The following is a 22,861-nucleotide window of genomic DNA, read 5'->3' on the forward strand; positions in this document are numbered from 1 at the left end:
ATACGCCCGTGACCAGCACTGCGCCGCATATTGATACGCAGTCACCGTTTGGCACCTACAGGGTGAGCGAACGGGTGCGTTTTATGTGGCGCCTTGCGGATCAGCACAAGTTCTGGCGATCTGTGCGAAAGATGGTTCGCCGGGCTAGTGCAGCGCTCTATGGAGGTCCCTATGATGCGGAAGTGGAGGGGCTGCGTTTCCGGTTGTACCCAGGTGAGAATTATGATGATCGGAAGATTCTTGCCAAAGGGCGTCTCCCTGAAAAAGAAGAGCATCGGATTATCGCGGATTTTCTGACGCCGGGGAGAACCTTCGTGGATGTCGGAGCCAACGTGGGCACCTACTCCTTGTTTGCCGCGAAGGCGGGAATGAATGTTGTTTCCATTGAGGCCAACCCGGTTACGGCCGAGAAACTCACGTTCAACGCGCGGGCGAACGGCATGGCAAACTTGAAGGTCGTCGAGTGCGGTGTGGGCGCTGTACCTGGCACTTTCAGTCTGTGGTTGGAGCCCTCAAACTCGGGCTTCGCCACCATGGTCGAAGATCTCACTACTGGCGAATGGGCTGGGAACTGGAAGCCGGTTTCTGTTCCTGTTCAGCCGCTTAAGGACATTTTGGCGGAAGAGGAGGTCGAAGAAGTCGACCTCTTGAAAATTGATGTGGAAGGGTTTGAGGATAGAGTTCTTTTGCCCTTCTTGCGCGGGCGGGACAAGACGAGCTGGCCGCGTGCGATCTTGCTTGAAACCAATTGTCGCGAGTTCTGGGAGGAGGACTGTCTTCAGTTTCTGGAACACGGCGGTTATCGGGTTCATGCGCAAACAAAAGATAATCTGGTGCTCTCCCGATAGATAGGAGAGCAGAACAGGGGCCTTGACGCGAAAACAGGCCTCAGCAGACGCGGAGCAAGTAAGATGGTTCAACTAACGTTGCCTAAAAATTCCCGCATGGGAGAGGGCAAAGTCTGGGAGAAGCCGGAGGGAGCCACAAACCTGCGTGAATTCCGGGTTTATCGTTGGTCACCTGACGATGGACGCAATCCCCGCATCGATACCTATTTCGTCGATATGGACGAGTGCGGACCCATGGTGTTGGATGCGTTGATCTACATAAAGAACAACATTGATCCAACCCTGACGTTCCGCCGTTCCTGCCGCGAGGGCATTTGCGGGTCCTGCGCAATGAATATTGACGGGACCAACACGCTGGCGTGTACAAAGGGCACCGATGAGTGCACCAGCGAAGTGGTCAAGATTTACCCCTTGCCGCATATGCCGGTTGTCAAGGATCTGGTACCCGACCTGACGCGGTTTTACGCACAGCACCGTTCCATCGAGCCGTGGTTGAAAACCACCACCCCGCAGCCCGAAAAGGAATGGCTTCAGTCTCACGAAGATCGGCAGAAGCTGGATGGTCTTTACGAGTGCATTCTATGCGCATGTTGTTCCACCTCTTGCCCAAGCTATTGGTGGAACGGTGATAGATACCTCGGTCCTGCCATCCTGCTACAAGCTTATCGCTGGTTGATCGACAGTCGCGATGAGGCAACGGGCGAGCGTCTGGATGATTTGGAAGATCCCTTCCGTTTATATCGCTGCCACACCATTATGAACTGCGCTCAAGCCTGTCCGAAGGGATTGAACCCCGCCAAGGCAATTGCAGAGATCAAGAAGATGATGGTTGAGCGTCGCGTGTGACGTTTGTTACCAAAAGTATTACGAGCCGTCTTTGTACAAAGGCGGCTCGTAACAGTCAAAAAGTCTCGAAGTGGTATGAAACGCCAAGACGTACCATGTCGTTCGTTACATCTTCGCTGAAAGACGTGCTTCCGATCTGAAAGGTCTTCGATCCGAAGTCGATATGCTGGTAGTCTAGGCGCACGGCCAGACGTTCGGTTATGAAGGCTTCCACACCTGCGCCAATCATCCAACCCGTCATTTGCGCTGAGTCGCTGTTGCTGCCAAAACGCCGGTTTTCGGCCGTGATTCGGCTCGTAGCCACGCCTATGTTCGCGTATCCCAACAAGAAATCGTAGGTTATTCCGGCCCGCAGCTTCGCTGCCAGCATATAATCCGAATCGAGATCAAGGCCAGAACTTGAATGGCCGCTATACCCCCAATAGCTTGCCTCCAGTTCGGGGCCGACGAAGAAATTGTCATACACAAAATTGTAGCCAGAAAATATGCCGCCCACGGCGCCGTCATAACCACTGCTTGAATCAAAGCGGTCTTGACCACGCAAGTGGGTATAGCCGACATGGCCGCCGAGATAGGTTCCGGACCAATCGTAAACTGGTTCTTCAATCACGAAATCGGTGACGATCATGTCATCGACCGGGTCCGCTGCATGTGATGAAGTACAAAAGGACAAGGTGATTGTTGTGGCAGCCGCAAACGCAAGCACTTTTGAGCGACGCATAAAACCCTCACTTCGGATTTGACTCCGATGTTTCAGGTCGAACCCCATGTTTGACCTTACGCTAAGGTAGATGAATTCATTTTATAAAGCGTTGATGTGGTTGTCGCTGAATTTAGCGACGCTCAATGCCCTTTAGAAGCATTCGGATCACGTTGACGCATTGTTCTCGTAAAATGGAGTAGTCTGTATCACTCCATAACTGCGGAAACCGGAACTTGGTTGTAGCCGCTTGTATCGTAAGGGCTGCCTTTTTGGTGTTTCGAATTTCGAACTCATCCGCAAGAACGCCGGATTTGAGTATTGTTTCAATTGGATAGCGGGTAAGCCTCAATAACTCTTCGGTATGGCGGGGGCGTTTCTGCATGATGATTTGAAGGCAGCCCAACATGCCTTTGTGTTGCTGGATAAGTTTATGGGTCTCTTCAAGCTCCAATAAAAGAAGCATGCTCAGGCGAGCCGCCGCGCTCGCGTTGGGGTCAACAGCCGTTTCCAAACGGGCTACGAGTTTGGCTATCTCGGCATCAACCACCGCGCAAACGAGATGTAGTTTGCTTGGGTAGAAATTGTAGATGTGAGCCATGGAGATGCTGGAGCCTTGGGCTATTTCGGCAATGGACGTCTTAGAGTATCCATTTTTTAAAAAGGCAACTCGCGCCGCCCCCAAAACATCGGCTGCGCGTCCACGGGCTGCCAGAACTTCACCAATGGCCATGACATTCTCGTCGCGAAGTAAGAAACAGATGAGCAGTAGCGCTGAAACAGGGCCATTCAGGTGCGTCGCTGATGTGCCCCTAGGATTTGTTATATACGAAAAAACTCTTAAACCCTAGGCGGTTACTCAAGCAATTTGTGCGTAGTATTCCCATTGTGGAGGGCAGTGCCTCGGTTTATATTAGATCCACCTAAAGTATAAGGAGATACCCATGTCCGTTGATAACTGGAAAGAGTTCCTGTCACAGACCGATGGTCGCCTCGCCGAAATGCGCCCAGGCATTCAGGGTGTTATGAAAGGCTTCGGTGAAGTTGCCAAAAATGCGATTGCGCCCGGAGCTCTTGATTCCAAGACAAAGGAACTGATTGCATTGGCAATCGGCATCGCTGCGCGCTGCGATGGGTGTCTTGGCTATCATGCCAAAGCGGCAATTAAATACGGCGCAACCCGTGAAGAAGTGATGGAAGCCATCGGTGTTGCTATTTACATGGGCGGTGGACCCTCGGTCATGTACGGCGCAGAAGCGCTCTCCGCGTATGATACATTCAAGGACGAAAAATAACCGGGAGTCTTTTCCCGCTGATTATCCCAATCAACGGCATCGCCCGCCTGCGCTCTTGCTCTTGGCATGGCTTATGGTTAAGTCCTGCTATGAACCAAGGTGTTGGCGGGTAAGCTGTGAGCGGGCCAGAAAACGACGAGCCAAACAAGACAACAAGCTCTGCTGAGGTGAACCGGCATTTGGATCGGTTGGCCGAAGCACACTCGATTTGTATCTTGCATGCAGCGAATCCACACCTGCTTGTCCAAGGGACCGCCGCCGTTGGAGGGCTGCCGACCAGCCGCTTCGTATTTGTTCGCTCGATTGAGCATTATCTCTCCTTGTTTCCACGAGATGAGCAACTGGAAGACGAAGGAATAGATCCGACGGATATTTTGGGCTGGGATCTGCGCAAGGCATTGATTGCCACGTTGCAAGGGGACCCAACGGCTTTGGAATGGCTGCGGATCGAACCATGCGATCTTTCCCTCCCGGGCTTTCGCGATAGATTCGTCGATTTTGCTTTGGAGCACGGGGATTCGGTACGTTTTGCGCTGAGCCATTTGAATCGGCTGATGTGGTTTCATCGTCGATACAAGGGTCATCCACAGGGTGAAATGGTGCCGGAGAAGATCATTGCATTGCTGCGCCCGGCTCTTTCGCTGCGGTGGTATTCTCAACACAAGCTGGAAGGGCTGCCACCTGCCCAGTTGCGCGGTTTGCTTGATGACGTCTTCATCCGGCCTGTGTTGCGTGGAGAAATCATGGAGCTGCTGGATCGGCAGAAAAATGGCGAGTTAAAAGACCTTGAACAAATTCCACCTGCCATAGGCGAATTGTTGCTGGCAGAAATTGAAGCAGGGCCTGCATTAGCCACTCGCAAGAAGCGTCCCTTCACCAGACATATTATGCAGGAAGCCGACCGCTTTTTTCTGAAATGGGCTGTTGCTGGAAAGGGTTGAGCCAGCTGCTCATTGAAACGTCGAAGATCCAGCAGTTTTCACCAATACCTATACAGAATGCGAGTTGTAAGTGATTTACCGCGCTGAGAGACGCTGCTAACTCCAAACCGGTGTCGTGAAAATCGCGATGGTGGCGATGAAGCCGACGGACCAAGTGAGTGAGCGCAGCGGGGCTTTGTCAAGCAAGTAGCAAAGGATGTAAAGCACCCGCATGGAAATGAATAGTCCGCACAGTCTGTTGATCCATTCCGGATCGCCGCCTTGCCACAGCCCGACAATCACGGCGATGGCGAAAAGGGGAAAAGCTTCCAGACTGTTCTTGTGGGCTGACAGTGCGCGCGCTCGAAAAGGATCTGCCCAGTACTGCGGGTCACGCGGGTTCGAATTATCAAATTCACGGGACCACTTGCCGGGTAGCAGTGCCACTAGCGGAAGCAGACCGGCGGCGAGTATCAACCATACGGCTAAGGGCATGTTAAGTAACTCCTTTTCTGTTTTTATAAGGGTTTCAAGGTAATTAGGTGCGGGAAAGTATTCGGCAAGGTCTAAGCGGTATGTCTTTTTGTATGCAAGTTAAAATCGCATCCCCGGAATATCGACTGGTAAAATTAACTTTGATTTGAGTCGACTTATATTTTCCCCAGCGTCTTGGTGCGTTTTTTCAGTTTTGGTTTTGAGTGTCACAGAACCGAAGATTAACCACGTTACACCCGGCGCCAAGAAACGATGCGGTGCCCACTGATAGCACCTGCAATCAAGATATGGAGAGATTACATGGCTGTCTCAAATCTCCTCTTTGTCTGTGTCGATAATTCTTTGCTCAGTCTCATGGCGGAAGCCTATGTCAATGCAAAGTCCAACGGTCTTGTGCGTGCGTTCTCGGGAGGCCCCATGCCGGCTTCCGAAATGAACAGTTTCGGACGAAGAGTCCTGATCGACAACGGGTTTAGTACGGAGGGCCTGGAGCCGAAATCCTGGAATGTGTTTGCTTTACCCCATGCTCCGCAACCTGATTATATTGTTGAGTTGCAGAGCAATGGCGTGATGGCTGAGCAGCCTCAGTGGGACAAGGCACCTCTTGTGTCCCGTTGGCAGGTTTTGTCATCCGACGCCCGAGCACAGAGCTTGTCGGAAGCGAAAGAAACTTTCCGTCGGTTGCGCTCTTCTGTCGATCGGGCGTTGATATCTGGCCAATTTGAAAAGCCGGAGGCGCTGGCGTGGCGCAATGCCAGCTAGCTTGAGCTCGAAGTTGGTTTTGTGCCATGCTGGCAAGCGAAAGACGGAGTTGTCAAAGGCGTGCGCCGTCAACACGGAAATGGGTCACTCTGTTACCGATCTGTTTACCTTTTTCCGATCATACTGTAGACCATCATGGTTAATGCACGCTGAAATTGAGGCAGGGTGAAGGACACAATGAACCGCGGTTTGACAATTGCACTGGTTTCCGCGTTGGCCATCTCGACCATGGCCTGCCAGCGGACCACCTACACGCGCAGCTATGTATCGCCACTGCCTGCAACGCCATCAACGCCTGTTGCTGGCGACTCTCTGTCGCCACTGGATCAGCAGCCGGGTGCGGGACAAGGTGAAATTACATCGCAGCCTCTTGACGGTAATGGACAAGAGACACAGGTTGCGTCCGCACCCAGCGGTACTACGACCGGCAGCTCCGTTGGACGAACAGACCTTCTTGGCGGATGGGATGTGTCGTCGGGCGCTGATAGCTGTAAGCTCTTTATGACGTTGACCACGTGGAGTGGTGGTTATCGCGCGAACACGCGTGGCTGCTCTGATGAGAATCTGTCGCGTATCGCCGCTTGGGATCTGAATGGCAGTCAGGTTGTTCTAAAGGATTCGGCAGGCTCGGATATTGCGCAGCTTGCTGGTGGCGGCGGCTCGTTTAGCGGAACCACAAATACCGGTGTCCCGATTACCTTCCGTCGCTAAGCGCTGTACAGATTGTTGACAAGATGAAACCCGGCCTGCTTGAGCCGGGTTTTTTGTTGGGTCCGGCATGTATAATCACGCCTAAATCGATCCATCCTCATCGAATGGTCTTGATTGCGCTTCAACCTAGGTTTTAAGCCTAATTGTGTTTCCGCATGCTGGGTGGACCCACCCGGACCGAAATACAACTGATGAGGACGAGGGCCGAGTGACAGAAGCGATACCAACAACGGTAACCGTCAAGGGACGGTACCAGGCTATGGTCGATGCCGGTGAGATTGAGGCAGATGCGGCTCAGATTGCAGTCGCAAGACATCTTGATGATTTGAATGCTGCACTGACCGAAGCGCGTATTACCACAAAGAAAAGCGCTTTGGGTTGGCTTTTCGGGAAGCGAAAAACAGCGGTTGCAGCACCGAAGGGTTTGTATATCTGGGGCTCCGTCGGTCGCGGCAAAACGATGTTGATGGACTTGTTTTATCAAGTTGCGACGGAACCGAAGAAGCGCCGGTCCCATTTTCATGAGTTCATGGCTGAGACACACGCTCGTGTATTCGAAGCGCGCAAAGTTCTATCTGAAAAAAACGGGAAAAATTCAGATCCTATCCTGCCTGTCGCGGAGGCGATTGCCGAAGAAACTCGGCTTCTATGCTTTGATGAATTTACTGTAACAGATATCGCGGATGCGATGCTGCTTGGTCGCCTGTTTACCAAGTTGTTTGAGCGCGGCGTTGTAGTTGTGGCGACCTCAAATGTGGACCCTAATGATCTGTACAAGGATGGGCTCAATCGCAACCATATCCTGCCCTTTATTGAGTTGTTGCAGCAAAAGGTAGACGTTCTGAAACTTGACTCGCGAACGGATTTCAGGCTCGAAAAGCTCAGTGGCACCAAAGTGTATCTGACACCTCTAGATGATCATTCAGAGCAAGCACTTACCGATGTTTGGCGGAGTCTGACGAATAACGTTCCACCGCACAGTGAGACCTTGGAAAACCTCGGTCGGGAGATTCCGGTGAACAAAACGTGCGCTGGTGTGGCCTGGTTTACATTCGACGAACTTTGCCGGCAGCCTCTGGGCGCCTCCGATTTCCTGCGCATCGCTCAAGCGTATCACACGATCATCCTGCAGGGGGTCCCGGTTCTTGAAGCGCGCCGCCGGAATGAGGCTAAAAGATTTATCAACCTCATCGATGCGCTTTATGACAACAGGGTCAAGCTCGTCGTATCAGCGGATGCCGAGCCGAACGAGTTGTACGACGCTCCCACGGGGACGGAAGTTTTCGAGTTCGAGCGGACAGCGTCCCGCCTGATCGAAATGCGGTCCGAGGAGTACCTTGCAGACGAAGCGGGAATCGAAAACTGAATAAAACAGGAAATTTTCATTTTTGACGATTCTAAACTGGATATTTTGTCCGATTTTTGTGCCATATAAGGGAAATAACGCGGTTTGGTGATCGGTTTGCCTTGCACACCTGCGTGAAAACAGCTATCGCACGGCGATAAATAAGCGTCTTTACGGGCGTTTGAATTACTTAAACGGGAGCTGATGAATATGGCACGGAACAAGATTGCTTTGATTGGTGCGGGTCAGATCGGGGGAACACTGGCCCACCTGGCAGGGCTTAAGGAGCTGGGTGACATTGTTCTCTTCGACATCGCCGAAGGGACACCGCAAGGCAAAGCGCTCGATTTGGTCGAGTCCTCGCCCGTGGATGGTTTTGATGCCAAGCTTGCTGGGACCAATACCTATGAGGAGATAGAGGGCGCTGATGTTGTCATCGTGACCGCTGGGGTTCCGCGCAAGCCGGGTATGAGTCGCGACGACTTGCTGGAAATCAATCTGAAGGTGATGGAACAGGTGGGCGCAGGCATCAAGAAGTATGCGCCAAACGCCTTCGTCATTTGCATTACCAACCCGTTGGACGCAATGGTTTGGGCATTGCAGAAGTTCTCTGGCCTGCCTGCCAACAAGGTCGTGGGTATGGCCGGTGTTCTGGATAGCGCTCGCTTCCGTTACTTCCTTGCCGAAGAGTTCAACGTTTCCGTGGAAGACGTGACCGCCTTCGTCATGGGTGGCCATGGCGACACAATGGTTCCCATGGTGCGCTATTCAACTGTGGCCGGTATTCCGTTGCCGGATCTGGTTAAGATGGGATGGTGCACGGCCGAGCGTCTGGAAGAGATCGTTCAGCGGACCCGTGATGGTGGTGCTGAAGTCGTTGGCCTTCTTAAAACTGGTTCTGCGTTTTATGCCCCCGCCGCTTCTGCGATCCAGATGGCGGAAAGCTATCTCAAGGACAAGAAGCGCCTGTTGCCATGCGCTGCGCATCTTGAAGGCCAGTACGGCATCAAGGACATGTATGTCGGTGTGCCGTGCGTAATTGGCGCCGATGGCATCGAACGTGTTGTCGAAATTGAGTTGAACAACGATGAAAAGACGATGTTTGACAACTCAGTGAATTCGGTCGAAGGGCTGGTTGATGCCTGCAAGAAGATCCAGCCGGCTCTTGCCTAACATTTCATGTTTCTGGACGGGGCGCAGCCAAGGGGTGCGCCTCAAACACCTAGCGATAGGCACAGCATATGAATATCCATGAATACCAAGCAAAGGCCGTGCTGAAAGAATACGGTGCACCTGTTGCTGAAGGCGTTGCCATTTTTTCCGCCGATGAAGCCGAAGCCGCTGCAAAGCAGCTTCCTGGACCGCTTTGGGTCGTGAAGTCGCAAATACATGCGGGCGGGCGCGGCAAGGGCAAGTTCAAGGAGCTTGAAGCCGACGCAAAAGGCGGTGTGCGGTTGGCCAAGACAATTGAAGAAGTGGTGGCCAACGCCAAGGAGATGCTTGGTAACACACTTGTAACGGCACAAACCGGCGCTGATGGTAAGGTGGTAAACCGTCTCTACATTGAAGATGGCGCTGATATCGCCCGTGAGCTCTATCTCTCACTATTGGTAGACCGGTCATGTGGCCAGGTAGCCTTTGTGGCTTCCACCGAGGGCGGCATGGATATTGAGGAAGTGGCCGCCTCAACACCCGAAAAGATTCTAACCCTGCCAATCGATCCGCTTGAAGGCGTGACCGACGAAAAGGCTGCGCAACTGTGCGATGCGCTTGAGTTGGACGGAGACGCTCGCGCCGACGGTTTGAAGCTTTTCCCGATTCTGTATACGGCCTTCGTTGAGAAGGACATGGCCCTTCTCGAGATCAATCCGCTGATTGTCATGAAGGACGGTCACCTACGGGTTCTGGATGCCAAGGTATCATTTGATGGCAACGCCTTATTCCGCCACGATGACATCATGGCCTTGCGTGACAAGTCTGAAGAAGACGAAAAAGAGATCGAAGCCTCCAAATACGATCTCGCCTACGTGGCTCTGGATGGCAACATCGGTTGTATGGTCAATGGCGCAGGCCTTGCCATGGCGACCATGGACATCATCAAGCTCTATGGCGCTGAACCTGCCAACTTCCTCGATGTTGGTGGTGGTGCTTCCAAGGAAAAAGTGACTGCAGCGTTCAAGATCATTACTTCTGATCCAAACGCAAAAGGCATACTTGTAAACATTTTCGGCGGTATCATGCGCTGCGATGTCATCGCGGAGGGCGTATTGGCTGCGGTTAAGGAAGTTGGCTTGCAAGTGCCTCTTGTAGTTCGTCTTGAGGGCACCAATGTTGAGTTGGGTAAGAAGATCATCAACGAAAGCGGTCTGAATGTAATTCCGGCCGATGACCTTGACGATGCAGCGCAGAAGATTGTCGCTGCGGTGAAGGAGGCCGAATAATGTCCATCCTCGTCAACAAAGACACCAAGATCATCGTTCAAGGCCTTACGGGTAAGACCGGTACGTTCCATACCGAGCAGGCATTGGAATACTACGGCACCAAGATGGTTGCAGGCGTGCATCCTAAAAAGGGCGGGGAGACCTGGTCCAGTGGTTTGGAAAGTGCCGCGGAGTTGCCGATTTATGCTTCTGTGAAGGAAGCCAAGGAAGCGACCGGAGCCAACGCATCGGTGGTTTATGTTCCACCAGCGGGTGCGGCTGCGGCGATCCTCGAAGCAATTGATGCCGAGATCCCGTTCATCGTCTGTATCACGGAAGGCATTCCGGTCGCCGACATGGTGAAGGTAAAGGCTCGCCTCGATGCGTCCAACTCCCGCCTTCTAGGACCTAACTGCCCAGGTGTGCTGACCCCTGAAGAGTGCAAAATTGGCATCATGCCGGGTTCCATCTTCAAGAAAGGCTCCGTTGGCATCGTTTCCCGCTCGGGCACGCTTACTTATGAAGCCGTGTTCCAGACCACTCAGGAAGGGCTCGGTCAGACTACAGCCGTTGGTATTGGCGGAGACCCTGTAAAGGGGACCGAATTCATCGACATGCTGGACATGTTCCTGGACGACCCGGCAACAGAATCCATCATCATGATTGGTGAAATCGGCGGATCAGCCGAGGAAGAGGCCGCGGAATGGCTTCAGGAACAGGCTAAGAAAGGCCGCAAAAAGCCCATGGTTGGCTTTATCGCAGGCCGCACAGCGCCTCCAGGTCGAACCATGGGTCACGCCGGTGCAGTCATCTCCGGCGGCAAGGGGGGTGCTGAGGACAAGATTGCAGCGATGGAAGCTGCGGGTATCCGCGTTTCTCCATCGCCCGCAAAGCTCGGCAAGACGCTGGTCGAGCTTTTGAAAGAAAAAGCATAACCGTCCGCGCGCCTTGACGCGAAGCGGGAGGAAACGTGCTGGTGGCGCGTGTATGTGCCACCAGCTGGTACTGAGAGGTAGCGAGGACCCAACCACGCTGCCAGTCGCGGGTCAGGGCTGATGAGGGTTCACCAGCCCCTAGGAAAGAAGGCGGATGAAAAGTCCGCTTGATAAAACATGGCACGGCAGGACGCGAACAATGTTTTCGCTTTGACGTCGTTTCTCTACGGCGCCAATGCTTCCTATATCGAAGAGCTCTACGCTCAATTTCAGGAAAACCCACACTCACTTTCCGAAGAGTGGCAGGACTTTTTTGCCACGCTTCAGGACAATCCTGAGGATGTTGTCAAGGAGGCGCGTGGCGCTACTTGGGGCAGGAAGGATTGGCCTGTCCACGCCAATGGCGAGTTGATCTCGGCGCTTGACGGCGATTGGCCTTCGGAGAAACAGGTCAGCGACAAAATCAAAGCCAAGGCGGCCAAGTCCGGCATCGATATGGCTGAGGAGGATGTTCTTCAGGCGACGCGCGACAGTGTGCGGGCGCTTATGATGATCCGAGCCTATCGCATGCGTGGTCATTTGCATGCCGATCTGGATCCTTTGCGCCTGGCTGTGCCCGGTGATCATGAAGAGCTGCATCCTGCCACCTACGGCTTTTCAGAGGATGATTGGGACCGCAAGATTTTCCTCGACAACGTTCTTGGAATGGAGTTTGCCAGCATTCGGGAGATGCTGGACATTCTGAAACGGACTTATTGCTCGACGCTGGGCGTCGAGTTCATGCACATCTCCGACCCTGCGGCCAAATCTTGGATTCAAGAGCGCATTGAGGGGCCTGACAAGCAGGTAGCCTTTACGCCAGAAGGCAAAAAGGCAATCCTTAACAAGCTTATCGAAGCGGAGGGCTTTGAACGGTTCCTTGATGTTAAATACACCGGCACCAAGCGGTTTGGCCTTGATGGCGGCGAGGCCCTGATACCCGCCCTGGAACAGATCATCAAGCGCGGCGGGGCTTTGGGCATTGAAGAGATCGTGCTTGGAATGGCTCACCGCGGGCGTCTGAATGTTCTTTCTCAAGTGATGGGTAAGCCGCACCGTGCTATCTTCCACGAGTTCAAAGGCGGCTCCTACGCGCCCGACGACGTGGAAGGCTCCGGTGACGTTAAATACCACCTTGGTGCGTCCTCAGATCGCTCATTTGATGATAACAACGTTCACTTGTCCCTGACAGCCAATCCGTCTCACCTTGAAATTGTTAATCCGGTGGTCTTGGGCAAGGCCCGTGCCAAGCAGGACCAGTTGTCCAACTGGGTCGAAACGACGGAGGTCACCCGGACTTCTGTCTTGCCACTCCTCATTCATGGTGATGCAGCCTTTGCTGGACAGGGTGTTGTAGCGGAGTGCTTTGGGCTGTCAGCTCTGCGTGGCCACCGTACGGGTGGATCAATCCACGTGATCATCAACAACCAGATTGGTTTCACGACCAATCCACGTTTCTCGCGTTCCTCGCCGTATCCATCCGATGTCGCTAAGATGATTGAAGCGCCGATCTTCCACGTAAACGGGGATGATCCGGAGGCTGTCACGTATGCAGCGAAAATTGCGGTTGAGTTCCGTCAACGGTTTGGGCGTCCCGTTGTGATCGACATGATCTGCTACAGGCGTTACGGCCACAACGAAGGAGATGAGCCAGCCTTCACCCAGCCGATCATGTATCGCAAGATTCGCAAACACGCGACGACCTTGCAGATCTACGCCGATAAGCTCGTGAAGGAAGGTCTTGTTACGGCAGAGAGCGTTGATGAGACCAAGGCGAACTGGCGCACCCATCTGGACCGGGAGTTTGAAACCGGTATGGCCTACAAGCCAAACAAGGCAGATTGGCTGGATGGCAAATGGTCCGGGATGAAGGTCGCGAAGAATCAAGATGATCCTCGCCGCGGTAGTACAGGAATTGATCTCGACAAGCTGAAGGATATCGGCAAGAAGCTCACTGAAATCCCGAAGGATTTCAATGCTCATCGCACGATCCGACGGTTCCAGAACAATCGTGCCAAGATGATTGAGACTGGTGAGGGCATCGATTGGGCGACGGCTGAAGCACTGGCATTCGGCGGGCTGCTCAGTGAAGGTCATGCCGTGCGCTTGTCTGGACAGGACTGTGAGCGTGGAACCTTCTCGCAGCGCCATTCAGTTCTGTACGATCAGGAGAACGAGAACCGCTATATCCCGCTAAACAATCTCACAGAAGATCAAGCGCGATATGAAGTGATCAACTCCATGCTTTCGGAAGAAGCGGTCCTCGGCTTTGAGTACGGTTACTCTCTGGCCGAACCCAATGCCTTGACCATGTGGGAAGCTCAGTTTGGCGATTTCGCCAACGGGGCACAGGTTTTGTTCGATCAGTTCATCTCATCTGGTGAGCGTAAATGGTTGCGCATGTCCGGTCTCGTTTGTCTGTTGCCACATGGGTATGAAGGCCAAGGTCCAGAGCATTCGTCGGCACGACTGGAGCGCTTCCTTCAAATGTGTGCAGAAGACAACATGCAGGTGGCAAACTGCACAACACCAGCAAACTATTTCCACATTCTGCGCCGCCAGCTAAAGCGTGACATCCGTAAACCTTTGGTTTTGATGACACCCAAATCCTTGCTGCGTCACAAGCGTGCCGTGTCCAAGCTGGAAGAGATGGCGGCTGACAGCTGCTTCCACCGCTTGCTCCATGATGATGCCGAGACCAATCCGGGATCAACGGTTGCCCTGAAGCCAGATGACCAGATCCGCCGTGTGATCCTGTGTAGCGGCAAGGTCTACTATGATTTGCTGGAGGATCGCGAGAAGCGTGGTATCGACGACGTTTACATTCTGCGTGTTGAGCAGTTGTATCCGTTCCCGACGAAATCACTCTGCGTTGAAATGGCTCGCTTCAAAAACGCCGATGTGGTTTGGTGTCAGGAAGAGCCAAAAAACATGGGGTCTTGGTTCTTTGTTCAAGAATACATTGAGTGGGTGCTGGAACATGTCAACGCCAAGGTAGGTAGGCCGCGATACGTTGGGAGACCCGCTGCCGCGGCAACGGCAACCGGCTTGATGTCCAAACACCTGGCTCAGCTGCAGGCTTTCCTCGACGACGCTTTCGCCGAGTGACTTCAACGCAACATCACTATGTCCGTGAGGCCCTAGTCGGCCCTGAATTGAAAAGAGATTGAATTATGGCGACGGAAATTCGCGTGCCCACTCTGGGTGAATCCGTAACCGAAGCGACAATTGCGCAATGGTTCAAAAAGCCGGGGGACGCTGTTAACGCAGATGAGCCGTTGGTTGAACTTGAAACCGACAAAGTCACGGTTGAAGTGCCGGCTCCTGCCGCGGGTACCCTCGAAAACATTGTGGTGAACGAGGGAGACACCGTTGAAGTTGGCGCGCTGCTGGGTGCCATCCTTGAAGGAGCTGGCGCACCTGCTGCAAAAGCAGAGGAGAAGAAGGAGGAAGCCAAAACCGAGCCTTCCTCTGGCGGCGAAAGCCTCAAAGCAGCAGATCCAGTCAGTGTAGTTGTTCCATCCGCCGGTGAAAGCGTAACTGAAGCCGAAGTCGGAGAATGGTTTGTCAAGGTTGGCGATACAGTTAATGCCGATGACACGCTGGTCGAACTTGAAACAGACAAGGCGGCGCAGGAAGTACCGAGCCCAGTTGCAGGTACTGTAGTCGAAATCTCTCAGGAAACCGGGGCAACGGTTGAGCCGGGTCAGGTGCTGTGTAAGGTGGCTCCGGGCGACGGCGCGGCTGCTCCTGCTTCCGATACATCTGAAAAGGCTGCCAGCGCAAAACCAGCGGCTGCGCAACCGGCACAGTCGACAGCCATGCCGCCGGCTCCGTCTGCGGCTAAGATGATGAATGAAAAGGGGTTGTCTGCTGATCAGGTCGCGGGGTCGGGTAAGCGCGGCCAGGTACTCAAGGGCGATGTAATCGCTGCAGTTGCGTCTGGTATAAACGCTGCACCGCAAGCTTCACAGTCGCCAGCATCTGCTCGCGCCCCTTCCGCGCCTGAAGACGAGGCGCGTGAAGAGCGAGTCCGTATGACCAAGTTGCGTCAGACGATTGCTCGCCGCTTGAAAGATGCGCAGAATTCGGCGGCCATGCTCACCACTTACAACGAAGTGGACATGAAGCCGATTATGGATCTGCGCAAGCAGTACAAGGATATCTTCGAGAAGAAGCATGGCGTCAAACTCGGTTTTATGGGCTTCTTTACGAAAGCCGTCACCCATGCGCTCAAGGAAATCCCGGCAGTGAACGCCGAGATCGATGGGACGGATATCATTTACAAAAACTACGCGCATATCGGCGTTGCCGTTGGCACAGACAAAGGCCTTGTTGTACCGATTGTTCGTGATGCGGATCAGATGTCCATAGCTGAGATTGAAAAAGAGATCGGCAATCTGGGGCGCAAAGCTCGCGATGGCAAGTTGGGTATGGCCGACATGCAGGGTGGAACCTTCACCATTTCCAATGGTGGTGTTTACGGTTCTCTGATGTCCTCTCCAATCCTGAATGCGCCGCAGTCTGGCATTCTGGGAATGCATAAGATCCAAGAAAGGCCGGTTGCAATCAATGGTGAGGTCGTGATCCGCCCAATGATGTACCTTGCGCTGTCCTACGACCACCGCATCGTGGATGGCAAGGAGGCCGTGACCTTCCTTGTACGCGTTAAGGAAAGTCTGGAAGATCCACAGCGTCTGGTGTTGGATCTTTAAGCCCTTGCTGCTGCCATGCCCGGCATTCAGACGGGCATGGCATTTCTTTTCCCGTATTTCGGGCTCACGCTTTTTAATAGGGATTTAAATATGTCCTACGATCTCGTGGTTATCGGCACTGGTCCCGGCGGTTATGTGTGCGCCATCAAGGCAGCACAACTCGGTCTCAAGGTGGCTGTTGTCGAGAAACGCAAGACGCATGGTGGCACCTGTCTCAACATTGGCTGCATCCCCTCCAAAGCACTTTTGCATTCCTCTGAAGTTTTCGAGGAAGCTACTCATAATTTTGAGCAACTCGGTATCAAGACCTCCAAGCCCAAGGTGGATTGGAAGGCCATGCTGGCCAACAAGGATGGTGTAGTTGAAAGCAACGTGACGGGCATCGATTACCTGTTCAAGAAGAACAAGGTGGAGACGCATCACGGTACAGGTCGCATTCTGGCCCCCGGAAAGGTTGAAGTTACAGGCGAGGACGGTTCTAGTTCCATTCTCGAGACTAAAAGCATCGTCATCGCCACTGGGTCAGACAGTACGCCTCTGCCCGGCATCGACATCGACGAGAAGCAGGTTGTCACCTCTACAGGCGCGCTGGAACTTGAAAAAGTGCCCGGCAAACTCGTGGTCGTGGGCGCTGGTGTCATCGGCTTGGAGCTTGGATCGGTTTATGCGCGCCTTGGCTCGCAGGTGACGGTGGTTGAGTTTATGGACAAGGTTCTGGGGCCAATGGATTCGGACGTTTCCAAACAGTTCATGCGCTCTCTCAAGAAACAGGGCCTGGCGTTCAAAATGTCATCCAAGGTAACGGGTGTCTCCAAAAAAGGTCGCGGCCTTGAAGTAACCGTTGAACCTGCTGAGGGGGAAGCTCACGCCGAAACGCTCGATGCTGATGTGGTGTTGGTGGCTATCGGACGCCGTCCTTATACCGAAGGCCTTGGGTTGAAGGAAGCGGGTGTCGAGCTTGACGACCGAGGCCGGGTCAAGACGGATACCCACTTCAAGACAACTGTCGATGGTATCTACGCAATAGGCGATGTGATTGCCGGACCAATGTTGGCCCACAAGGCAGAGGATGAAGGCGTTGCTCTTGCTGAAATTCTGGCCGGGCAGGCGGGCCACGTGAATTACAACGTGATCCCGAACGTGGTCTATACTTCACCTGAAGTTGCGTCGGTTGGCAAAACCGAAGATGAACTGAAGGCAGAAGGCATCAAGTACAAGGCGGGCAAATTTCCCTTCACGGCCAACGGGCGCGCAAAAGCCATGCTCGCCACTGATGGCATGGTGAAAGTGCTTTCAGACGCTGAAACGGATCAGGTTCTGGGCGTTCACATCATTGGACATGGTGCTGGCGACATGATTCATGAGGCTTGTGTCCTGATGGAGTTCGGAGGGTCCTCTGAGGATCTGGCGCGTACCTGCCATGCCCATCCAACAATGTCGGAAGCGGTAAAGGAAGCGGCAATGGCCGTTTATGACAAGCCCATCCATATGTAACGCTTAAATATTATTGAGGGCCGGGTTCCCGGCCCTTTTTACGTTTGCTTCGACGGTTCACCTTAGGTTCATCAAACCACGGCTATAACTACTTAGTGTTGTATGGAGGGGGCGATGGCCAAGAAGAAAAGCGCAGTTGGAGATTATATTTTATACAAATCTCTGCAAAGCGATCGTCGTACAAATCGAGAGTCGGCCAGTCAAACCGGTACCCCGATTCTTGATGTGTTTGACGACAAGATTGACAGGTGGGTAGATCGTATCCCCGCCTATATGTATTTGGTTTTGGCTGCGGTTGGTGCTGCGCTCGCCTATATATTGCTCGCGGGTTCGGGATCCAGTTGGCCGGCAGAAGGTAGCTTGTTGTTCGGTGCAGTTGTGGGTCTTGCCATTATCCCCATTTTGCGAACGGCCTATGAGTTGTTCAAATATGTCATTGTCATAGCTCTCGGACTGGGCCTGTTCTTCATCTTTGCCGGTGAAAGCTTTTTCGGCTGAAGCCGTTTCACTAATCGCGTAGCAATATGAAATTGCGTTGGAGGTTCTTGGATTCATTACCATGAACCGTTGTCTTCATGAACACCTCAAGCCGGTTTTGCCCGGGGCGCACGTTCAAACGTTGTGATTTGAAGATACCGCCATATTCCAAGAGGATCAGACCGGAGTGATGGAGATAGCCATCGCTCCAGCCCCAAGAGCAATCTCGGGGCCGGCAGGAGGTTTTCACGCGTGCTTTAATGTAGGGGCTTTGGTATTCGCAGGATACCTCAAGCTCGATGCTGCTCAGATCGTGAAGCTCTGGATCCGGATTATACCACTCGCCTGCCACGAATGCCGGGCAGGCGCTGTTGTCCGACGCGGCTTCAGTCGCCTCTGAAAAGGCGATGCCCGCAGCAACAGCGGTTGAAAAAAGAAGTGCCTGTCCGATCATATTGCGCTCCCCCACACCAACGGAGATTCTGGGGGATAGAATAACCCCCAAAATCTAAGGTGTAGGTTAAGCGTAACGTTGTTTTGCGGATTTGACCAGTTTCGCAAGGTCAGCTGATGCGCTTCCAGCATCTACAGCTCCGCAAATGGCTGAAATCACTGCAACGCCATCGGCTCCGCATTCAATAACCTCGTGGGCATTGCTGTGATTGATTCCCCCAATCCCGACCACCGGCAGCGTACTTTGCTTGGTAAGACTTGCGAAACCATGCATGCCCAGATTGTCAGCATCATCTTTGGAGCCGGTCGGATAACAAGCACCAACGCCAATGTATTGCGTTATTTCTGCGTCGATTGCATCAAGGTGCGACTGGGTAGATACGGAAACTCCCAGGATCTTGTCCGGACCAATGAGCCGACGTGCATCTGCCGCACACATGTCATTTTGGCCCACATGGACCCCTTCTGCATCTGCGGCCATGGCCACATCGATGCGATCGTTGATGATGAGCGGGATACCCTTTGGGACAAGAATATCTCTTAAACGCCGTGCCAATGCGACTTGATCCCGCGTTGCGCCGGATTTATCTCGCAGTTGTACAAGGGTCGTCCCGTTATTGACTGCCGCCTCTACGATCGAAATGGGATCTTGCCCGGCACAAGCCTGAGGTCCAAGAATAAGGTAAACGGAGAGATCAAAAGCGTGCATCAGAGTTCGCCCATGTTGCCGCGCTCACGAATGAGCTTCGTATTCAGATGATAAAGTTGATTGATGATATCAGTTTGCAAGCTTGCCGGGCCGGCGGCGCCTTTGGCGGCAACTTCGCCAGCGACCCCGAGATACAAGAGGCCAAAAGCAGCTGCTTCGACAGGGTCTTTCGTGGCAGCAAGAGCGGCTCCGATCAAAGCCGTTGCCGTACAGCCAAGGCCTGTAACAGCAGGCATCATGTCGTGGCCATTTTTTACGGTCACCGTTCGGGTGCCATCGGTGATGTAGTCGGTGGGACCGGATACAGCGACGGCCGCGCCAGTTTCTTTGGCGAGTGATTTTGCGGAATCGAGGGCAGTTTCTGAGCTGTCCGTACTATCGACACCCTTGCCGCCAGTTCCCAAACCTGCCAGTGCCATGATTTCCGATGCATTGCCTCGAATGACAGCAGGTTTGAAGGCCAGCAGTTCCCTTGCCAGATTGCTCCGGTAGGTAAGAGGGCCAACAGCCACGGGATCAAGGATCCAAGGAACGTCAGCCTGTTGGGCGGCCTCACATGCCAGCTTCATTGCTTCTGCTTGTGCGGGCGTAATGGTGCCCAGATTGATCACCAGTGCACCTGCGACGGAGGCTAACTGGGGTGCCTCCAGTGGTGCATCGACCATTGCTGGGGACGCGCCCAAGGCAAGCAGCGCGTTTGCAGTTGTGTTGGCCACAACGACATTTGTCATGTTGTGTACCAACGGGCTTGAATCACGAATGGTGGTGAGTGTCTCACAGGCGCGCTCTATCAAGGTCATCAAATGTTCCTTTGTGCGCGAGGAGAGCGAAAGAGGGTCAGCTCAGGTATGTGTTTACCTGTCTGCCATGTGATCGCTCCCTTCGCTGGCATTATCCAGATCAGGTCATACGGGTATGATCTCAGCCCAACAAGGGCACCCCGGTTCACGCCATGAATCTAAGGGATCGTCCTTTTGGTTTCAATAGGCCTGCATTTTCGATGGACGATGTGGGCCATCAACGGCGCGGATGTGACTTGTCGTAGGCATCCAAGAGGCGGGCACTGTTTACTTCCGTATAGATCTGCGTGGTTGAAAGGCTCGCGTGTCCAAGGAGCTCTTGAATAGAGCGCAAATCACCTCCGCCAGATAACAGGTGGGTTGCAAACGAGTGGCGCAGGGCATGGGGGGTCGCTGTGTCTGGAAGGCCGAGCGCGCTGCGTGCTTTCTGCATGGCAAGCTGGATCATTCTCGGGTTCAATTTGCCGCCGCGTACGCCAACGAATAGCGGGCCCTTTGCCGCCAAATCATGTGGGCACTGCTCTTTATAGTCATCAATTGCATCAATCACGACCGGCAGAAGGGGCACAAGTCGTTCCTTGCCTCCTTTGCCTCGGATACGCAGTGAGGTGTCGCCATGCTTGGGGGCTGTATCCGGTGTTAGTGCCAAGGCCTCGGAAATACGCAGACCACACCCATATAGCAGCGTAAACACGGCCGCATTGCGAGCCGCCACCCACGGTGTATCTTCGAACGACAAATCTTTGCTGACAATTGCCTTGGCGTCTTCGGCCCCAATGGGCTTGGGTAAACTGCGGGGCAGGCGCGGGGTGCGTACTGCCGCAGCACCTGCTGCATTCACCTGACCGCGTTGTTCAAGAAAAGTGAGCAACGAGCGAATCCCTGCCAAGCCGCGCGCCAGTGTACGTGTTTGCGCCCCGCTCTGACGTCGGCGTGCAAGAAAGCCTCGGAAATCTGCTGGCTTCAAATCCGCCAGATCCATAATGCCCGGGGCGCCGCCCAAATGATCGGTCAAGAAGCGCAGGAATTGTTGGACGTCGCGTTCGTAGGCAATCAAGGTATGATCGGAATAGCGTCGCTCAGAGCCCAGAAAGTTGAGCCAGTCTTCGAGCGCGGCATTCAGATCCGGCTTGGCAATCACGAGCAGATCGTCGGATGAAAAGGATGAAGCTACCATCAGGATAATGTGACCCAAAACCGTCTAGGAACCGTTACCTATCAACCACCGACGCTAGAAACCAGAGGCGACGAACGGGTTTGTAGTTCCTTGTATTTCAACAATCCGGCGATCGCGTTCGAGTTCCCAAGCCGATATGGGATCTGCAACATGCCATTTTTCGAACATCTGTATTTCTGGATCGCTGAGGTTCATTCCGTAGGTACTGCGCATGTAGAAATAGGCCCGTGCGATGTCTCCTCTTATCGCCTCAGCGGGCTCCATTAAATCTTTGGCAAAGTCGATCTCAAAGTCGCAAGCGCCGTAGGATCTGGGCTCACCTGGCAATTCGGCGATCCGATAGTTTGAGCGATCCCCGTTCAATTCGCCCACTGCGGGGACCAGATTGTGAAGGTCGGCTTCCATCATCTTGAACTGAGGGTCAACTTTGCGACAGCAGCGCCGACCCTTGTAGGTCTTGCCCTTTGAAGTGACACATTCGGGATCGCCGTCTGTCCAGCAGGTGCGCCATGAGCCAAAGCGTGAGGCTGGAACAACGTGCTCCCATTCAATGCGTTTCCCACGCTTTGCGCTTTTACGCGGCGTGTAGCCACAAATGGTGCTATCTACTTGCTTCTCTTGAGAATAGTTGCAACCGCAATAAAAGCTCTTGCGTTCCTCGCTGCTGCGGTAAATTGAGCGTTCCAGATGCTTTTTCGCGGTGCTGAAAGAAAAGTCCGGTTCCGCCAATGTAGTTGCTGGAAAGAGCCAAACAATCAGAAGCCCAAGAGAAATCCGCAGGAGTGCCATCTATCTGATACCTGTTGCCATCACAAGCGCTGAGGCGCGCGCAAACAGGTGGACGCACATGGTTTAACATCGTGTTAAGGAACTGGAGTGGTTTATAAACACCCCCACTTCTTATGTGTATGACCTTTGCAATAAGCAAAAAGCGCGGCCGTTTCTGGCCGCGCTTTTTAGCTTGAAGCTTCTATGAGAAATTGTTCAGAGAATGCTCTGACCGGTTTTTTCCCAGTCCTTCATGAAGGCTTCAAGGCCCTTGTCGGTGAGCGGGTGCTTTACGAGTGATTTCAGGGTCGCAGGTGGAATTGTAGCCACATCTGCCCCGATGAGAGCGCAGTCCTTCACATGATTGACGGTGCGGATCGAGGCTGCGAGTACTTCGGTTTCAAAGCCGTAGTTGTCATAAATCTGGCGGATCTCGGCGATCAGGTCGAGACCTTCGATATTGATGTCATCGAGCCGCCCAATGAATGGAGAGATGAAAGAGGCGCCAGCTTTCGCGGCAAGTAAGGCCTGATTGGCAGAAAAGCAGAGGGTGACATTCGTCTTTACGCCTTTGTCGGCAAGTGCGCGGCACGCCTTCAGGCCGTCAAGTGTCAAGGGCAGCTTCACGCAAATATTGTCGGCAATTGCTGCCAGCTCGTTGGCCTCTGCCAGCATTGCTTCCTTTTCCATGGCAACAACTTCAGCTGACACGGGGCCATCAACAATATCGCAGATCTCTGCAATCACTTCTTTCATGGGCCGACCGGCTTTCATGATCAGCGATGGGTTGGTGGTCACACCGTCCAAAAGTCCGGTTTCCGCGAGCTCCCGAATTTCTGCTGTGTCAGCAGTGTCGACGAAGAATTTCATGCCTAATCTGGCTCCTGTTGTCGTTATCTGGCCTCGTCCCGCGGTTAGATGGGGAGGGGACCTAGAAATCTCTCTATCAAGC

23 protein-coding genes and 1 riboswitch are annotated in these 22,861 nt (G+C 53.5%); of the genes, 14 read left to right on the forward strand and 9 right to left on the reverse strand.

Annotated elements, in window-relative coordinates; genetic code table 11:
* The first annotated feature begins 8 nt into the window (after window positions 1–8).
* Window positions 9–848, forward strand: a complete 840-nt coding sequence (locus G512_RS0103890; RefSeq protein WP_208974926.1) for an FkbM family methyltransferase — start codon at window positions 9–11, stop codon at window positions 846–848.
* 63 nt (window positions 849–911) lie between these two features.
* On the forward strand, window positions 912–1,694 hold the full coding sequence (locus tag G512_RS0103895; protein ID WP_028480577.1) for a succinate dehydrogenase iron-sulfur subunit: 783 nt from the start codon (window positions 912–914) through the stop codon (window positions 1,692–1,694).
* Window positions 1,695–1,749: 55 nt separating this feature from the next.
* On the opposite strand, the gene G512_RS0103900 is transcribed toward G512_RS0103895, so the two are convergent.
* Together G512_RS0103900 and G512_RS0103905 are read right to left on the reverse strand one after the other, a co-directional pair.
* Window positions 1,750–2,415, reverse strand: coding sequence for an outer membrane protein (locus tag G512_RS0103900; RefSeq protein ID WP_028480578.1), 666 nt, complete (start codon window positions 2,413–2,415; stop codon window positions 1,750–1,752).
* A 112-nt stretch (window positions 2,416–2,527) separates the two neighbouring features.
* Window positions 2,528–3,127: a TetR/AcrR family transcriptional regulator gene (locus G512_RS0103905; RefSeq protein WP_028480579.1), complete on the reverse strand. Its 600-nt coding sequence runs from the start codon at window positions 3,125–3,127 to the stop codon at window positions 2,528–2,530.
* A gap of 211 nt (window positions 3,128–3,338) precedes the next feature.
* Here G512_RS0103905 and G512_RS0103910 point away from each other — a divergent pair, with 211 nt between their 5' ends.
* Both G512_RS0103910 and G512_RS19910 read left to right on the forward strand, forming a co-directional pair.
* Entirely contained in the window at window positions 3,339–3,689 is a 351-nt protein-coding gene (locus G512_RS0103910) for a carboxymuconolactone decarboxylase family protein (RefSeq protein ID WP_028480580.1), read from the forward strand.
* A 179-nt stretch (window positions 3,690–3,868) separates the two neighbouring features.
* Window positions 3,869–4,630, forward strand: a complete 762-nt coding sequence (locus G512_RS19910; protein ID WP_162143360.1) for a DNA polymerase beta superfamily protein — start codon at window positions 3,869–3,871, stop codon at window positions 4,628–4,630.
* 96 nt (window positions 4,631–4,726) lie between these two features.
* On the opposite strand, the gene G512_RS0103920 is transcribed toward G512_RS19910, so the two are convergent.
* On the reverse strand, window positions 4,727–5,104 hold the full coding sequence (locus G512_RS0103920; protein WP_028480581.1) for an MAPEG family protein: 378 nt from the start codon (window positions 5,102–5,104) through the stop codon (window positions 4,727–4,729).
* A gap of 300 nt (window positions 5,105–5,404) precedes the next feature.
* Here G512_RS0103920 and G512_RS22000 point away from each other — a divergent pair, with 300 nt between their 5' ends.
* The 10 genes from G512_RS22000 to G512_RS0103970 all read left to right on the forward strand — a co-directional run bounded on the left by G512_RS22000 (window position 5,405) and on the right by G512_RS0103970 (window position 18,023).
* A complete protein-coding gene (locus G512_RS22000) occupies window positions 5,405–5,866 on the forward strand; it encodes an arsenate-mycothiol transferase ArsC (RefSeq protein ID WP_051268862.1) in 462 nt (153 codons plus the stop codon).
* 177 nt (window positions 5,867–6,043) lie between these two features.
* Window positions 6,044–6,577, forward strand: a complete 534-nt coding sequence (locus G512_RS0103930) for an AprI/Inh family metalloprotease inhibitor (protein ID WP_028480582.1) — start codon at window positions 6,044–6,046, stop codon at window positions 6,575–6,577.
* 208 nt (window positions 6,578–6,785) lie between these two features.
* Entirely contained in the window at window positions 6,786–7,943 is a 1,158-nt protein-coding gene (gene zapE / locus G512_RS0103935) for a cell division protein ZapE (RefSeq protein ID WP_028480583.1), read from the forward strand.
* 189 nt (window positions 7,944–8,132) lie between these two features.
* On the forward strand, window positions 8,133–9,095 hold the full coding sequence (mdh, locus tag G512_RS0103940; RefSeq protein WP_028480584.1) for a malate dehydrogenase: 963 nt from the start codon (window positions 8,133–8,135) through the stop codon (window positions 9,093–9,095).
* 68 nt (window positions 9,096–9,163) lie between these two features.
* Window positions 9,164–10,363, forward strand: coding sequence for an ADP-forming succinate--CoA ligase subunit beta (sucC, locus tag G512_RS0103945; RefSeq protein ID WP_028480585.1), 1,200 nt, complete (start codon window positions 9,164–9,166; stop codon window positions 10,361–10,363).
* Window positions 10,363–11,277, forward strand: a complete 915-nt coding sequence (gene sucD, locus G512_RS0103950; RefSeq protein ID WP_028480586.1) for a succinate--CoA ligase subunit alpha — start codon at window positions 10,363–10,365, stop codon at window positions 11,275–11,277. Before sucC ends, sucD begins: the two co-directional genes overlap by 1 nt.
* A 177-nt stretch (window positions 11,278–11,454) precedes the next feature.
* Window positions 11,455–14,424 carry a 2-oxoglutarate dehydrogenase E1 component gene (locus G512_RS0103955; protein ID WP_028480587.1) on the forward strand — a complete coding sequence of 990 codons (2,970 nt, stop codon included), beginning with the start codon at window positions 11,455–11,457 and terminating at the stop codon, window positions 14,422–14,424.
* 65 nt (window positions 14,425–14,489) lie between these two features.
* A complete protein-coding gene (odhB, locus tag G512_RS0103960; protein ID WP_028480588.1) occupies window positions 14,490–16,031 on the forward strand; it encodes a 2-oxoglutarate dehydrogenase complex dihydrolipoyllysine-residue succinyltransferase in 1,542 nt (513 codons plus the stop codon).
* Between the two features lie 90 nt (window positions 16,032–16,121).
* Window positions 16,122–17,525, forward strand: coding sequence for a dihydrolipoyl dehydrogenase (gene lpdA, locus G512_RS0103965; RefSeq protein ID WP_028480589.1), 1,404 nt, complete (start codon window positions 16,122–16,124; stop codon window positions 17,523–17,525).
* Window positions 17,526–17,639: 114 nt separating this feature from the next.
* Entirely contained in the window at window positions 17,640–18,023 is a 384-nt protein-coding gene (locus G512_RS0103970) for a hypothetical protein (protein ID WP_028480590.1), read from the forward strand.
* Window positions 18,024–18,033: 10 nt separating this feature from the next.
* On the opposite strand, the gene G512_RS19920 is transcribed toward G512_RS0103970, so the two are convergent.
* The 6 genes from G512_RS19920 to fsa all read right to left on the reverse strand — a co-directional run bounded on the left by G512_RS19920 (window position 18,034) and on the right by fsa (window position 22,779).
* Window positions 18,034–18,456: a hypothetical protein gene (locus G512_RS19920; RefSeq protein WP_028480591.1), complete on the reverse strand. Its 423-nt coding sequence runs from the start codon at window positions 18,454–18,456 to the stop codon at window positions 18,034–18,036.
* Between the two features lie 66 nt (window positions 18,457–18,522).
* Window positions 18,523–19,164, reverse strand: coding sequence for a thiamine phosphate synthase (gene thiE, locus G512_RS0103980; protein ID WP_036488404.1), 642 nt, complete (start codon window positions 19,162–19,164; stop codon window positions 18,523–18,525).
* Window positions 19,164–19,964: a hydroxyethylthiazole kinase gene (gene thiM / locus G512_RS19925; RefSeq protein WP_036488407.1), complete on the reverse strand. Its 801-nt coding sequence runs from the start codon at window positions 19,962–19,964 to the stop codon at window positions 19,164–19,166. The genes thiE and thiM overlap by 1 nt, the downstream gene beginning before the upstream one ends.
* 58 nt (window positions 19,965–20,022) lie before the next feature.
* Window positions 20,023–20,117: riboswitch (TPP riboswitch) on the reverse strand.
* Between the two features lie 64 nt (window positions 20,118–20,181).
* On the reverse strand, window positions 20,182–21,141 hold the full coding sequence (locus tag G512_RS0103990) for a tyrosine recombinase XerC (RefSeq protein WP_028480593.1): 960 nt from the start codon (window positions 21,139–21,141) through the stop codon (window positions 20,182–20,184).
* Between the two features lie 54 nt (window positions 21,142–21,195).
* Window positions 21,196–21,930, reverse strand: a complete 735-nt coding sequence (locus G512_RS0103995) for an endonuclease (protein WP_036488410.1) — start codon at window positions 21,928–21,930, stop codon at window positions 21,196–21,198.
* A gap of 195 nt (window positions 21,931–22,125) precedes the next feature.
* The gene (gene fsa, locus G512_RS0104000) at window positions 22,126–22,779 is read right to left on the reverse strand and encodes a fructose-6-phosphate aldolase (RefSeq protein ID WP_028480595.1); all 654 of its coding nucleotides are present in this window, start codon (window positions 22,777–22,779) and stop codon (window positions 22,126–22,128) included.
* Between the last annotated feature and the right edge of the window lie 82 nt (window positions 22,780–22,861).

The organism is Pseudovibrio exalbescens DSM 16456 (genome assembly GCF_000422785.1).
GTDB lineage: Bacteria > Pseudomonadota > Alphaproteobacteria > Rhizobiales > Stappiaceae > Pseudovibrio > Pseudovibrio exalbescens.